Source organism: Ferruginibacter sp. (genome assembly GCF_028288465.1).
Taxonomy (GTDB): Bacteria; Bacteroidota; Bacteroidia; order Chitinophagales; family Chitinophagaceae; genus Ferruginibacter.
On sequence record NZ_JAQBNR010000014.1, the window covers coordinates 12,752 to 27,396 of the forward strand.

14 protein-coding genes are annotated in these 14,645 nt (G+C 41.7%); 6 read left to right on the top strand and 8 right to left on the bottom strand.

All coding sequences use genetic code 11. From position 1 onward, the window contains the following. Positions 1-62: 62 nt before the first annotated feature. The 3 genes from JWR61_RS05010 to JWR61_RS05020 form a co-directional block, all read right to left on the bottom strand. A complete protein-coding gene (locus JWR61_RS05010; RefSeq protein ID WP_301926742.1) occupies positions 63-593 on the bottom strand; it encodes a YMGG-like glycine zipper-containing protein in 531 nt (176 codons plus the stop codon). 262 nt (positions 594-855) lie between these two features. Beyond that, positions 856-1,779, bottom strand: a complete 924-nt coding sequence (locus JWR61_RS05015) for a YihY/virulence factor BrkB family protein (RefSeq protein WP_301926743.1) — start codon at positions 1,777-1,779, stop codon at positions 856-858. Positions 1,780-1,950: 171 nt separating this feature from the next. Then, positions 1,951-2,514: a DUF4082 domain-containing protein gene (locus tag JWR61_RS05020; protein WP_301926744.1), complete on the bottom strand. Its 564-nt coding sequence runs from the start codon at positions 2,512-2,514 to the stop codon at positions 1,951-1,953. Positions 2,515-2,764: 250 nt separating this feature from the next. Here JWR61_RS05020 and JWR61_RS05025 point away from each other — a divergent pair, with 250 nt between their 5' ends. The 3 genes from JWR61_RS05025 (at position 2,765) to JWR61_RS05035 (ending at position 7,577) form a co-directional block, all read left to right on the top strand. Continuing rightward, positions 2,765-5,350: a circularly permuted type 2 ATP-grasp protein gene (locus JWR61_RS05025; protein ID WP_301926745.1), complete on the top strand. Its 2,586-nt coding sequence runs from the start codon at positions 2,765-2,767 to the stop codon at positions 5,348-5,350. A gap of 92 nt (positions 5,351-5,442) precedes the next feature. Further along, a complete protein-coding gene (locus tag JWR61_RS05030; protein ID WP_301926746.1) occupies positions 5,443-6,321 on the top strand; it encodes a transglutaminase family protein in 879 nt (292 codons plus the stop codon). 215 nt (positions 6,322-6,536) lie between these two features. Further along, positions 6,537-7,577, top strand: coding sequence for a putative zinc-binding metallopeptidase (locus tag JWR61_RS05035; protein WP_301926747.1), 1,041 nt, complete (start codon positions 6,537-6,539; stop codon positions 7,575-7,577). 69 nt (positions 7,578-7,646) lie between these two features. On the opposite strand, the gene JWR61_RS05040 is transcribed toward JWR61_RS05035, so the two are convergent. Beyond that, positions 7,647-8,216: a group 1 truncated hemoglobin gene (locus JWR61_RS05040; RefSeq protein ID WP_290340706.1), complete on the bottom strand. Its 570-nt coding sequence runs from the start codon at positions 8,214-8,216 to the stop codon at positions 7,647-7,649. A gap of 17 nt (positions 8,217-8,233) precedes the next feature. Continuing rightward, positions 8,234-8,662: a hypothetical protein gene (locus JWR61_RS05045; protein WP_301926748.1), complete on the bottom strand. Its 429-nt coding sequence runs from the start codon at positions 8,660-8,662 to the stop codon at positions 8,234-8,236. A gap of 241 nt (positions 8,663-8,903) precedes the next feature. On the opposite strand from JWR61_RS05045, the gene JWR61_RS05050 reads away from it, so the two are divergent. Next, positions 8,904-9,065 carry a hypothetical protein gene (locus JWR61_RS05050; RefSeq protein ID WP_301926749.1) on the top strand — a complete coding sequence of 54 codons (162 nt, stop codon included), beginning with the start codon at positions 8,904-8,906 and terminating at the stop codon, positions 9,063-9,065. A gap of 34 nt (positions 9,066-9,099) precedes the next feature. Here JWR61_RS05050 and JWR61_RS05055 read toward each other — a convergent pair whose 3' ends face one another. From JWR61_RS05055 to JWR61_RS05065, 3 genes are all read right to left on the bottom strand, one after another. Further along, positions 9,100-10,263: a nitrilase-related carbon-nitrogen hydrolase gene (locus tag JWR61_RS05055; RefSeq protein WP_301926750.1), complete on the bottom strand. Its 1,164-nt coding sequence runs from the start codon at positions 10,261-10,263 to the stop codon at positions 9,100-9,102. A gap of 321 nt (positions 10,264-10,584) precedes the next feature. Continuing rightward, positions 10,585-12,033: a DUF4932 domain-containing protein gene (locus JWR61_RS05060; protein WP_301926751.1), complete on the bottom strand. Its 1,449-nt coding sequence runs from the start codon at positions 12,031-12,033 to the stop codon at positions 10,585-10,587. 115 nt (positions 12,034-12,148) lie between these two features. Further along, positions 12,149-12,913, bottom strand: coding sequence for an AraC family transcriptional regulator (locus JWR61_RS05065; protein WP_301926752.1), 765 nt, complete (start codon positions 12,911-12,913; stop codon positions 12,149-12,151). A 209-nt stretch (positions 12,914-13,122) separates the two neighbouring features. Between JWR61_RS05065 and JWR61_RS05070 the strand changes: the two genes are divergently transcribed. Both JWR61_RS05070 and JWR61_RS05075 read left to right on the top strand, forming a co-directional pair. Further along, positions 13,123-13,785 (top strand): DinB family protein, encoded by a 663-nt coding sequence (locus JWR61_RS05070; RefSeq protein WP_301926753.1) that lies wholly within the window; start codon positions 13,123-13,125, stop codon positions 13,783-13,785. Positions 13,786-13,931: 146 nt separating this feature from the next. After that, positions 13,932-14,639 (top strand): hypothetical protein, encoded by a 708-nt coding sequence (locus JWR61_RS05075; protein ID WP_301926754.1) that lies wholly within the window; start codon positions 13,932-13,934, stop codon positions 14,637-14,639. The last annotated feature ends 6 nt before the right edge of the window (positions 14,640-14,645 follow it).

Genomic DNA, 14,645 nt, shown 5'->3' on the forward strand with positions numbered 1-14,645 from the left:
TAATAATAGTGCTCGTTTAAATCCCGGTCTGACCTTCGGTACCGACCGGGATTAAGCATCAATTAATACGTCTTCCTTTTGCGGGCAACCCTTCCGCTTTTCCTGTCTTTAGAACGGCCAATGGCATAGCCGGCACCGCCACCCACTACGCCGCCAATAATTGCACCCGCAGCTTTATTTTTACTCACCACAGCACCAATTACAGCGCCTGATCCTGCACCGATGGCAGTACCTTTAGCCGCATCACTCCAGCCCTTGTCGCGATTATCAGGCGCAGGTGCGGAAGCAGTGGAGCTATTGCTATTGCTGCTGCCGGATTTTGTGCTGCTGCCGGCAGACTTATGTACAGGAGCCTTAGCGGCTCCGTTACTTGTTGTTGTAGTGGTAGTAGTGGTGGTTGTGGTTGAACTGGTTGTGGAAGTAACTCCCGGTTTTAGATGATTTGCCTTGGCAGTGTCACTTAATATACTGCCTTTGGAAAGGCCGGTAGTGTCTACCAGTACCATATTTTTATTGGTATCAAGGGGAGTTTTGTTGTTTTTACATCCCATAAATAAAACGAGACTTCCAAATGCGTAAATGAGCTTTTTCATAACTTTTAATTTTATTTGCTTCACAGGTAGTAACGGAACGTGGTTTAAGGTTTTAAAGTATAAAACATACCTGTTATAAAAAGTATGCCACGTTTTTTTCCAGTTCAATTGGCCGGTCAATATAAATTTTTGCTTTAATATAGAAGCGTAGAAGTAGCAATTTTTTACACAACGGGCGCTAAGAACACACAGAAGACAATGCCGGTAACACCCCTTTGTGCCCGGCTTTTTCCTTGTTTCGCTGTGGGAAAATAACAGTTTGTTACGATGTGTAAAATTGCCCGCTGTTTAATTGAGTGGAATTTTCTTTTGTTTCATTGTTTGAAACTGTTGTTATAAAATCCTGTTGCTTATACTGCGCCAGTATTTTGGTAAAGGCAGCGCCGAAATAGAGTATCATGGCAGCGTAAAATACAAAAAGCAACAATAATACTATTGAAGCGGAAGCACCGTAAAAATTGGTGATGTTGTTATATGTAAGCAACCAATGCAGCACAATTTTACCAATTGCAAACAGCACGCTGGTAAACAAGGCGCCTGCCCAGGCGATGCGCCATTTTGGACGTACATCTGTGAGATACCGGAATATTAGCAGGAACCAGATAGCAACAATGAGCGTGGAGATGGTGAAGGCCAGCACCAGGTTAAATAGCGCTGACAGGGAAGGAAAAATGCGGATGAAATAATTGCCGATGAATACCTGGACGGTCTCAATTAAAATACCAACAGAAAACAGCAGGCCGGTTAGCAATATCAGTATCAGCGAGTGCAACCGCTGCTGCAAGGTGGCCAGTACTCTTTTACGCTGGCCGTCTGCCACACTCCATATCTGGCTGATGGAACTTCGGACCACTTTAAAAACAGTGGTAGCCACAAACAATAAAAATACAAAACCCAGCACTGTTGCCAGCAGGTTGAACGATAACTCCTTTACGGCTTTGATGACAGCCCCCACCTGGCGCACCGCCTCCTTACCGAAAGTATCGGAGAGACTGATAAAAAGTTCGTGCCGGAAAATTTTAGGATCGATGAATAAACCAAATACCTGTACGATGATAATGAGTATGGGGGGCAACGCAAACATGGTAAAAAAGGCGGTGGCACCCGCCATCCTTAAAGGATCATTCTGCAGAAACAACCTTACAGATGACTTTAATATACCTGCCGATGCTTTAATTGTACTCATGGTAATTGTGCTTACACCAGACCCCGCTTAAAATTTGTGCCATTTTTTAGTGGCAGTAAAAAATGAAGATAATGCAAATTGCGGTTACCATTTTTTACCAGGGATAATAACAGGGTATTTATAAAAAAGCCATTCCCCTGAAGAATGGCTGACGTCGCACATCCCAACATTTTACTGGGTCGGCTGAAATGTAAAATCAACAAATCCTGCCGGCGTTTGGCTCAGCGGCAAATCAGGAAACAGCTGCTCCCGGCTGATTTTACCGGCATAGCCGGTTAAGGTAATATCCCCTTTTGTAAAAGGAAACGTAGTTGAGCTTCCATTGAAGTAATAAAACACTTTGGTGTTTACAGACAAAATATAAGGTGTATTGGCATCGATGGGAATATTCACCACCAGGCTGTCCTTCCATCCATCAGCATGCGTGCAGGCCAGTTGGTTACCCGCAATAATTGATTGATCAGTTACTTTCCAAAGCGTAACACGATACTCGCCGGATTGAGGCAAATGCAGTTTCAATGTTTGGATATTCCCTTTTACTGCCGATTTAAAGGCAACCCCCAGTTCGTAGGTTTGGCCGTCAGAGGCAGCCGTTGGATCGGCTTCTTTAATCAACTGTTCTACCGTGCCTTGCTGCACAGGTATTACTGCCGGTGGCTTGCCGGTTTCTTTTTTACAGGAAAAAAAAGAGGTCAGCAACAATGCCGCGGTTACAGATAATGCTATTTTTTTCATGGCGTTAAGTTTTAAATTGTTTGAAAAGTGTTTTCCTGATAGTCGCAATCGTTAAAAAAAGGGAAACAAAAAATAACAGCAGGAAAAATGGAGTTAACATAAATAACACGCGAAGTGCTACCTCAACGGGTGTCATTCTCCTGCTTTGAGGTACAACTATTGTTCTTTCAGCCGATCACAATCCAGTTACGCAATAAGTCGTAATTTTAGCGAAAACTATCTGCTGGCTTTTGTTGTATAAAAAATATCCATGGTTTCAAATCTAGGTTCCGCTGCTGTTCCCCCGGGTTATTTGAGTAATCAATATTCGTATGATGAAATGCTGGGCAAAGACGGTCATCTTCGTCCCCACTGGGACGCTTTTTTTAAATCGCTTAACCAGCTGGGCAGTGGCGAATTACAGAACCGCAACAGCGAAATTTCCCGGCTGCTGAAGGAGAATGGTGTTACCTACAATATCTACGGCAACAGCAAAGTTGATAACCGCGACTGGAATATGGATGCGGTACCTTTCCTTATCAGTAAAGAAGAATGGGAAATTACCGAGGCGGCACTTATACAACGTGCCAGCTTGTTTAACCTGTTGCTGCAGGATATTTATGGCGAACAACAACTAATCAAAAAAGGCATCATTCCATTGGAACTGGTGTACAATCATACCGGCTTTTTGCGGCAGTGTGCCGGCATTAAACTACCCGGAAAACACAGCCTGGTATTGTATTCAGCCGATATGGCCCGCAGCCCGGATGGTAAATTGTGGATCATCAGCGACCGCACGCAGGCACCTTCCGGCTCTGGCTATGCGCTGGAAAACAGAACGGTGATGACCAGGGTTTTACCTGAGCTGTTCAATGGTTTAAAAGTGCGGCACCTTTCGCCTTATTTTGATACCATGAGTAATTCGCTGAATGAACTGGGCGCACGGCATCACCAAAACCCACGCATTGTAATACTAACACCGGGGCCGGGCAATGAAACCTATTTTGAACATTCCTATCTTTCTTCCAACCTGGGTTATACGCTGGTTCAGGGACACGACCTGATGGTGAAACATAATTTTGTATGGTTGAAAACTTTGAGCGGACTGGAAAAAGTAGATGTAATCATCCGCCGTGTGGATGATATTTACTGCGATCCGCTGGAACTGAAACCCGACAGCCAGTTGGGCGTAGCGGGTTTGTTGCAGGTTATCCGCAGTGGCAACGTTAGTATTGCTAATCCGCCAGGGAGCAGCATTTTAGAAAATCCGGGGCTGATGCCTTTTCTGCAAAACGTCTCAAAATACTTTTTTGGCACCAGCCTGCTGATGCCTACCATTGCCAGCTGGTGGTGCGGACAGCCTAAAGAAATGAAATATGTTCTCAACAACATTCAATCGCTGGTAATTAAAAGAATTTACCGCGGCATTAATAAAAGCACTTCTGTTGACGGAGGCAGTCTATCCGCCGCCAAATTAAATGAGCTGAAACAACAGATCATTAAACACCCATTTTTATTTGTAGGGCAGGAAAAGATTAACCTGAGTTCAACCCCTTCGCTGGTGAACGGCAAAATGGAACCACACAAAACAATTTTCAGAAGTTTCCTGGTGAGCAACGGCGACAGCTATACCGCTATGGCCGGCGGCTTGAGCAGAACTTCTTCTGACGCGTTGAACTTCATAGTATCCAACCAATCGGGCGGACAAAGCAAGGACACCTGGATTATTTCTCCGGAGCCGGTGCAATCAATTATACTGCCGAAGAAATTCACTGAAAAAGCTGCTGTCGCTTCCAACGGAGGAGTATTGCCGAGCAACACTGCCGAGAATCTTTTTTGGGTGGGCCGGTATACCGAGCGCTTACTGGGCAACGCCCGTTTTCACCGGACAGTTATTCAGACAATTGCCGAAGGTAACAGGCTGATGATGGAAGCCGATGTACAGGCCGAACAGGTGTTGTTAAAAGCGCTTACACATTATACATCTACTTACCCGGGATTTATAGATGAAGAAGACAAAGACAATGAAGAAAAATTAAAACAGCCCTGGCCTGAAATAAGGGATATCCTGTTCAACGAAACAAGGGCGGGCAGTTTAAAATACGATTTTGTATTGTTCATCCGGGCCGTGCATGCGGTAAGAGACCATTGGTCAACCGATACCTGGCGGGTATTGCGGGGTATGGAAGAAGCCTGGTCAACAATAAAAGACCCTGCTACCACAGGACATCTGAAAATGCAGCATATACTGGATAGCCTCGTTACTTCGGTAGTGGCATTCATCGGGTTGAACAGGGAGAGTATTTCCCGGGAGCAGGGCTGGCTGATGCTGGATATGGGGCGTAAAATGGAACAGTGTCTTTTGCTTACGAGTATGTTGCGGGCAACACTGGTAATTAAAAATGATGACCTGGTTGATTATAAATTACAGGAGGCCGTGCTGGTGAGCAACGAATGCCTTGTGAACTTCCGGTACAAATACCGCTCGCTGATACAATTGCCGCTGGTACTGAATCTGATGATTTTCGATCCGAATAATCCAAGGGCATTATTGTACCAGTTGGACAGGTTAAAAAAGAGTTTGGCCAATTTGCCAAAAACTACCGAAACAACCCTGGCGGCGCATGATTTGTTTATTATCGAAGCCTACCAGCTAATTCACAGCGCCAGCAAAGAAAAGTTATCCCTGCCGGATGAAGCAGCCGGGCAATATTTAAACCTCGATGCGTTTTTATCTGACATGTATGATATATTATCAGGTATACAAAACGCGGTTTCTAAAACTTACTTTGTACATGCCCAGTCACAAAAACAATTGTTTACAACAGATACACCCGAAGGGGATTTTTTTGAATAAGTCGACGGGTGTAACTGTCGTCTTAAAAATTACATCGCCACTATTTTCAGCAACCCTAAAACGTTATAAGAAAGGTTTAAATCAATATACAGATGTACCACAGGGTTATTCATAAAACAGACTATATATACCAGGAAGCGGTGAGCCTTTGCCATAATATTGTGCGCCTTACGCCCCGCAGCACCAATAAACAATTCTGCAAATCATCTGTGATTAAAATCGTTCCGGAACCGGATGTACTGATTGAATACGAAGATTTTTTTGGTAATAAACTGGTTTATTTTACCATAGAAAAAGAACATAAAAAACTGAGTGTACATGTTACTTCGGAAATAGAAAAATTATTGCCGGCAAATGAGCGGCCACCGCAAAACAATCCTGTAACCTGGGAGGAGACCTGCCTGCTGACGGCAGCCTCCGCCAATGGTTTAACAGATGTAAAACAGTTCATTGCCTCCACCCCTATGACGGAAGCGGATGATGCCATTGAAGCGTACGCCAAAGAATCTTTTCCGCAAGGCCGGCCGTTGTATGAAGGATGCAAAAACCTGATGAACCGCATCTTTGCCGACTTTAAATTTCAGGCTGGCTTTACTACTATCTCAACGCCCCTTTCGGTAGTGATGAAAGAAAGAAAAGGTGTTTGCCAGGATTTTGCACACCTCGCCATTGCCTGCCTGCGTTCACTCGGTTTACCTACCAGGTATATCAGCGGTTATATTGAAACTATTCCGCCGCCGGGTGTTGAAAAACTGGTCGGCGTTGATGCTTCCCATGCCTGGTTTGCTGTATACATTCCCAACAGTGGTTGGGTAGAATTTGATCCCACCAACAACCTGATTCCGGATAACCAGCACATCGCCATCGGCTGGGGAAGAGATTATGCAGACATTACGCCGCTAAAGGGTGTAATCATGAGCAGTGGTAAACATGAGTTGCGGGTATCTGTTGATGTCAGACGAGTCCGTTAGTGTTTCACGCAAAGAAACAAAGTAAGATGAGAACCCAAACTTATTTTTTGAAAATTCCTGCATAAAGTTGGCGCCAATTTTTCAATTGATTTTATAGCCTATGTCTTATTTAAATTAATTGACGAAAGAAATCGTTGTACCTGTTGTAATGGTTGTTTCGTTGCGTGAAATTAAAAATGGAATAATTATTGGCTGAGGCGGTAATAAAAAAAGTAATGAAATTATATACCTGTACCAGTTGTGGTAATCCCATTTATTTTGAAAATTCAACCTGCCTGCAATGCAGTCATGCACTTGGTTTTGATGACAGTAAGTTTAAATTGGTGGCGCTGGAAAACAATCAAAATGCCTATTCAGAAGTTAATAATAAAAACCAATTATACCGCTACTGTTCCAATGCGGTGATGGGTACCTGCAACTGGCTTATTCCTGTAAACAGTGTTTCACCATTTTGTACAGCCTGCGAATTAAACAGAATCATCCCAGAACTTAACACTGCTGATAACCAGGCTAAATGGAAGCGAATTGAAGTTGCAAAACACCGGCTGGTGTATTCGTTACTGCGGTTGCGACTGCCCGTGAAGGCTAAGCAAAACCCTGATGATGCGGAAGGTATTGCCTTTGATTTTATGGCAGATGTTTCCCCGGAAGAAAGAATTATGACCGGTCATGATAATGGTATCATTACGCTGAATATTGAAGAAGCCGATGAAGCTGAACGGGCCAGACACAAATCAGAACTTGGTGAACGGTACCGCACGCTGCTGGGGCATTTCCGCCACGAAATTGGTCATTATTACTGGGAAATATTGATCAAGGACAGTCCTTACCTTGAGAAATACCGGCAACTGTTTGGCGATGAACAAAAAGACTATGGTGAGGCATTGCAGACGTATTATGCCAACCAAACCCCTGCCAACTGGAATGATGCTTTTATTAGTCCATATGCTACGGCGCACCCGTGGGAGGACTGGGCAGAAACATGGGCGCATTACATGCACATGATGGATACGCTGGAGACCGCGTGGTCGTTTGGCATAAACATACAACGGCCCGAAATTAAAACCAGCATCAGCAATGATCCATATAGTGAATCTAATTTTATCAATATTATCAACCGCTGGTACCCGCTTGCTTTCGCTGTAAACAGTCTAAACAGAAGCATGGGCCATGCAGACTTTTATCCCTTTGTAATTTCAGCACCTGTGGTGCAAAAATTACAATTTATCCATGAAGTATGTGGTGTTGGAAAATAAATAGGCATTAATAAAAAGTGCGGTTCCTGTAAAGCAGACCGCACTTTTTTAATTTTGACTTTTAAATTTTTAATTCTGCACAACCTGTTTTCTTAACGATTCTACAATTCCTGCGAGGCTTTGCAAGGCGGGGTTGGTAGGCATAATACCGTTTTGCCCTGCACCTTTTACCAGGTCCGTTTCAAACGAATCAAAATCATCGTTCATTGCTTTACCATTCATACGGGAGTTTTGAGCCGGATCGTGCGCTGCCACCATGTTTTTACCCCCATAGGTAAAGTTTTTTGCGCCGGTTCCTACGGCTACAAAATCGCTCAAATTTTTACTCAATGCTGCAAAGCCGGACGTATTGCCACTGGTAACCTCCATTAATAAAACATTGAAAAACTTGTTGATGTTGGTGTCAGCGGCAATCACAAAAATGGAGCTGTCTACCACAGAACGGATGGTAAGGTATCCCTGTTCAATTTTGGCAGAAGAATTTTTAGGATCAGTAACCATTGTTGTTCCACCCAATGAATCATACAGGGTTGGCTTTGTAACTACCGGTGTAGTTTTATCGTCTTTCTTACAGGACTGTATCATTACAGTCGAAATTGCTAAACCCATTGCTATGGATAAAAATGCTGCTTTTTTCATGATTGTTTTTTATTTGATTAAAAGATGCGTTTAAAAAAGGTGACGGCTTTATAGGTGGACGAGGTGGCCGCAACAGGGCATCCGTTTTTCATTTCTTCTTCGCTGGGCATATAGCGTGAAGCAGCAAGGTTGAAGTTGTTTTTAAAATCATGTTCAATTTGTGTAGCAGATGTTTTTACCGGGTAAAATGTAAAAACCAATATGCGGGTGGCGGGATTGATAAATACATGATCAATTCCGTTTTGTACATTCATCCAGCCTGCTATCTTATCCGCCTGCTCTTTACTGATATTTTCTTTAAAGTCAATGCGGGCCATAATTTTTGTATGTTCATCAGGGGCCTTGGGCCTTGTAACGATATAAATATGCACGCCCAGCACCAATACCAACACTAAAAAAATGGAGAGGGTACCTAACAGGATTTTTTTAATCAGTGGCTTTTTCATAATGAATGTTTTACTATGTTTTATTATCAGGTTAAAGACGGTATCGATAGTAATTACGACAATTTGATGACAATGGATTTCAACGAAGAAAAAAATATTTTTGATAAGTAGGCTTTACCGAAAACCAATCAGACTAAATGGTTTTGGATACGTTACGAATAGTAGTAAAGACAATAAAAAAATACAAAGGCTGGTATGTAATACTAATGATCAAGGCTTTGCGAAAAAATAATTTCTTATAATGCCGGGAATTGATGTGATTGGTAGTATATGCGATTGCACCATCGCTTTTGATAAAATAAAATCGCAGGTTAATATGCACCGGGAGCAACTGTATACAAGGTTCCGGGTACTGGTAGAAGAAGTGATTTGGTTTATAAACTTCAAATGCTGCAGGAGTTAAAATATAGCCGAGCCGGCAGAAAGCGCCTCCTTTGTTACGGTAAATAAAGATTCACAATACGGCCCTGTTTCTGCGTGGGTGCTAAAACAGTCAGGGAATCATTCTGCAATATCAGCACTTTTCCTTCTGGCTTTAAATCCCAAAGGCTGCCGGTAAAAAAAACGTTGAGCCCATTGTGAATTCCTGATTGCGACGCACGGCTTGTTATACTGTACCTTGTCCACGCATCACCTTCTGTAATTTTGTTATACAAAGTGGTATCAGCAAATTCTGCGGAGTTTGTAAAACTTTTATATCCGGTCCAGCGGGTATGCCAAATGGAATCTGTTCCGCTAAGGGAAGGTATCATAACAAAATTAACTTTGCCGGCAATACGTTTATAGGCTTGCGGAAACAAGCTGCCTGCACAAATCAGCAGGCCCATCCTGCTCACCCTGGTGGAAAAAATGGGTTTTTGATCTGTATTACCGCATGTTGAAAATATTTGTTCATCATCTACCGGAAATACCTTTTTTACAATGGGTGGGATAATTTTTCCATTGGGGCCAAAAACAACTGAGGTATTGTAAATTTTCCCGTTGGGCGTTACCTCCAGGTGGCCGTCAACGTTAATGGAAACATCTGGCAATGCTATGGAACCTGCCGCTATCACGCAGTTGTACTCTTTGGCAAGTTGCGAAAAAGTAGTTTCATAAATTGCACACATTTGCTTAGCCTTCATACTAAATAAGGCATATTTTCTTTTGTCTGCTGCGGGCGCATTGCAATAGTTCACAAAAAATTTGTACAGGTTTGCAATAACCAGGATTGTCATCGCAGCGTCTACTGAAGGCTGCGAGTAAATTTCGCTTTTTTCGTTGGCCGTAACCAGCCATGTACCAATATACTCCGGCAATACTACTATTGACCGCGGAGTAATTTTATGTTCCTTTTTTAAAGCCTCAAAATATTTTCGAAGGCAGCTTTTAAAGCTTGAAGCGGTTGAATAATCGTAAGTAGATAAATAAGGCTGCATGCCAATGATATTGCCTTTACCGTAGTCTGAGCCAATTTCCGTGTAAGCCAATCCATTCTTGTAAAAAGAATAAGTATCTGCAGTTGATGTCCTTTCTTTTACACGGTCCATCTCGGCCCAGATATTATAAGCGGTAAGCAATACCAAAACAAACACTCCTGAAAATACAATAAATGTTTTCATGAACAATTCGGTGGCTATTTAACCTTGTTTTAAGAAATTTCTTGCTGTGTAGGTGAGTATGGCAAAAATGGAACCGATTGTTGAAGATAAACAAAAACTATTTCGGCTAGGATGTTGTTTTGAGAAGCCAATGATTACAATCAAGCGAATGAAATAGCTGTAATCTGCTATTAAAGACAGAATGAAATTATTCATTTACAGTTATTTACAGTAGCAGAAACACCTTTCAAACTGGTGGGGAAAAAATTACGCAGTGATTGAAATTTATTTTGAAAAAAATCCGGCAATGATTGAAGCCAGCCGGCATAAGGCTGCAACTAATTATTGTTTATAGGCTTCTTTTAATTCCAGCATAATAGTTTCAACAAAAGCATTGTAATTTTTATTGGGATTAATATCTTTTTCAAACATCTCCAATTTCTTTACAATAAATGGCAGGTAGGTAAACCCTCCCTTCACATTGCTCCTTATAATTTCTTCTGCGTGGCTGGTATCGCCCAATTGCCTTGCAATGATCACTTCGCCTGCTCTTACAAAATGTTCATACAAGCTCTGTATCCAGTTGGTATACGATTGTTTGCGCATCGCATCCTTTATGGGCAGGTATAAATATTCGGTTGACTTTTTCAGTTCCTCCGGCAACTGATCGATGGCGCTGTTTACAAAGGAATGCCCAAACTCGTGCACCGACAATCCCTGTATCCTGTCAGGATAATCAAAACCAAGATCCAAATGCCCGGGATCAAACGACTGAAAACTGAAAGGCGCAAAGGCATTGTAAATGCTTTTGGTGATGGCGTTCATTTTGCCATAGCCGGAGCTGGTAATTAAATTCATCACCGGCACCAGGTTATAGTCGTGAAAAGATTTGTTGTAAAAATTTTCCATGGTCAGTATAAATTTGGAAGAAGGCAGGTTCTTTTCAACATCCATTTTTGCACGCTGAAAATTGGACTTATTTTCTTCCATCCATTTTTCAAAATGGATAGCTTTATAAAAGCTGTTGAACGAATCTAAAAAGGCTGTGGCAATGAGCCTGCCTGCTGCTGCATCACCATTACCTGAAAAAGCAAGTATGGTTTCTTTATTGGTAGTGCTGTTCAATTTTGCATTGGGTACTTCGTCCACCTGTTCCAGCAAGCCAACAAAAAAGTCGTTATAAAATTGTTTAGCCTGGTATTGCCTGTACAGCTGCATCATGGCACAACTGTCAAATACTTTATAGCGATGGTAATTTTTCCACGCCATCAAATTCCAATCCTGCCAGGTAGTTTTCTTATTGTCAATTACTACAGAATCGGTGAGCTTTTCCAGGTCAGGTCCCATGTCCAGCTGCAGCATTAAACCAAACAATTCCAGGTTGGTGTTGCTGATTACATTGATTTTTTTCGCTGCAACGGTCTTATAGTTTAACAACAGGCTTCCATCTGCATGATCGCCTTTTATTTCAATACTGTGTGGAGCTGTTTTGTCTGCAGTCAGCTGAAGCAAAATGGTGTCATTCTGTGGCGAGAGTTGCCTGCTCCAAATTGTATTGCTTCCTTCTTTTACTGCCAGTTGTAAATTACCCTGTGTCAGCTGCACGGAGTAATGAATAAAAATAATGTCGCCTGCTGCGGCATTAAACGTTACAGCGTCAGTCTTATTGAAATTGCTAAAGCTTTCATTCATTTGACCGGGTGTATTGCTGCTTCTAAAAGATCCGGCATAATGACTGCAGGAAGTAGTCAACATTAGTATAAACGAAAAGCACAGCGTAATTTTTTTCATCCAACAAGATTTAAACATTTTAAAAGTCTGCGTTGCAATATTATATTGAATAACACAGGCCCGCTTGTATAAAATTGCTTTTTTATCAGATGGTTCGGTTTATTAAAAATGCTGTTTATTCAGGTTGAACAAACCGGCTGGGGCTAATGCCAAAATACTTTTTAAAACTGTTTGTAAAATGGCTGGGATCGTAAAAGCCTTGTGAATAGGCTATATCAGTAAGTGGTATATTTTGCAGCAATAATTTTTTTGACTGGCCAAGCCGGTACAGCATAATATAGGTTTGAGGTGTAACGCCTTTTGCTTTTTTAAATTCCCGGATAAAATGAAATTTGCTCATGCAAAATTTCTTTGCCAGCCAGTCTGTATCAATGGGCTTGTTGGGATAAGCATCAATGATTTCGTCTATCCGGTAAAAAACGGATGCCCAGGAGTTTTTGGGATGCGGATCTGTTGCATGACCCGCCAGCATTTTAAAAGAAGTCTCCCATTTTTGAGCAGCTGTATTTTCTGTATTAAACAAATGCAGTAAGTTATTAAAAAGCGGTACGTCGTAAATCACCCTTTCTAAAGCCATTACCGGTTTGTTATTGGAAAAATGTTGTAATACTTCCGGGTTAACATAGATGGTTTTGTAACTGTAGCCTGCAGGGCTTAAAGAGAAATTACGATGCACTTCATTTACCTGCGTAATGCTGATGGTTCCGGCGGGGGCGATAAATTCCTGTTCGGTATTTTTCAATATTTCTGTTCCGTTTGTAATGAGCGATACACAAAAAAAGTCGTGAAAATGAAAAGGGAAATAATCGTTTTCATTTTCCGAAGAAAATAATTCCGTGTTATCAAAACATCCAACTCTTTTATATTGAAATGATGGCATGCCGAAATTTTAAATCAGTATGAATAAATCTATGCCCTGTATTTGAAGATACAAACTATTTAAAGCACGATGCAACATGAAGCTGAATTTTCATCTAAAATCAAAAAGGCTGAAAACATTTAAACAAAGAAGCTTGCATCTGAAAATAATCTGGACTAACTTTCAATAGCAATTTTCAAAACAGCTTGTATAATCAAAAAATCAGCTTCATGCAACAGCAAACAACACCCATCAACCGCAGAAATTTTTTACGCAATGCTTCACTCGCTGCTGCCGGTACCGCCGGTTTCAGCATGCTTTCTTTTGAAAGTTTTAGTAATCCCATGGAAGGCGAAAATCCCAATATTATTGGTCCGTTGCAGGGCTATTCGCCGCAGATAGGTATACTGGTTTCTATGATGACCTGGATAAGAGAATCCGTCGTTCGTGCGGCAAAAGATCTGAAGACAGAAGAACTTGATTTTTTAATGGACCCCAAAGCCAATACGATCGGGGCAATGCTTATGCACCTTGCAGCTACCGATACCGTATACCAGGACCTGACATTTTATAACCTGAAAGATTTCAGCGAAAGCAATCAAAAAAGGTTCGGCGTAGCCATGGAATTGGGAGATGAAGGTCGTAAACAAATAAAAGGCAACAACCTGGATTATTATTTAAGCACGTTACAGGAAGTAAGAGAAAAAACACTGGCTGAATTTAAAAAACGGGATGATAAGTGGTTTGCCCAGGTTGATCCTTCTTTTTTTGGTGGCAAACCAACCAATAATTTTTGCAAATGGTTTCATGTATGTGAACACGAAGCCAATCACCGCGGGCAGATAACACTGGTTAGAAAAAGGTTGCCGGGTGCGCCGGCCGGTAAAGAATAGCTTCGGTAGTCAATGGTGAGTGGTGAATGGTCAATAGGGAATCATCGGCCATTACAATTCAACAATCAACCGGTCACTTAACAATTATTAACACCCCGTTATCGAGTATATCAGTATTAATATTTTCGACCACAATAAAACTATTTATGGATACCCCTCCTTCTTCAGAAAAAATAATACTGCAAACCAATCAACAGTTGGTACAATGGCAAAACCGGTTGCTGCCCTGGATGATTGCTATGCCTACCCTTTTGATTGGTGCCTTTATAATACTTGGCACATTAAAACTGAACAACTTCGAAAAGTTTGCCTACCGGGGTGATGAAGAAAAAACCACATTGACCATTCCTTCGCCTTACGCCAACAGCACCGATTCTGCCTTAAAAAAAAGTGCGGATTATTTAAAATGGTATTCGCTGGTTAAGATGGAAGAATACAGCATCAACCGCCGTTACAACCAGGGTGGCGTATTGCTGATGTCACGCATCTACATTAAATACCTGGGCTTTTTTACTGGTATGATACTGGCCATTGTAGGCGCCGTTTTCATCATCTCCAAATTAAAGGAAGATGTAACAGAAATTGAAGGCAGTGTGGAGGAAAAAACAAAATTCAGGATGGTCTCGTCATCACCGGGTATTATTTTCGGCGTACTTGGTACCGCACTGATGCTGACGACAATTTTAACACACTCTGAAATCAGTGTAAAAGATATGCCCCTGTACCTGAATACTTACAATATTGCTGAAACACAAAAAACTATTAAAGCACCGGAAAAAGAAACCAAAAAAAGTAAGATCAATTCGAAAGCGGTGGATGATTTAATGATGGATACAGACAGCACAGGTAAATAACCATAT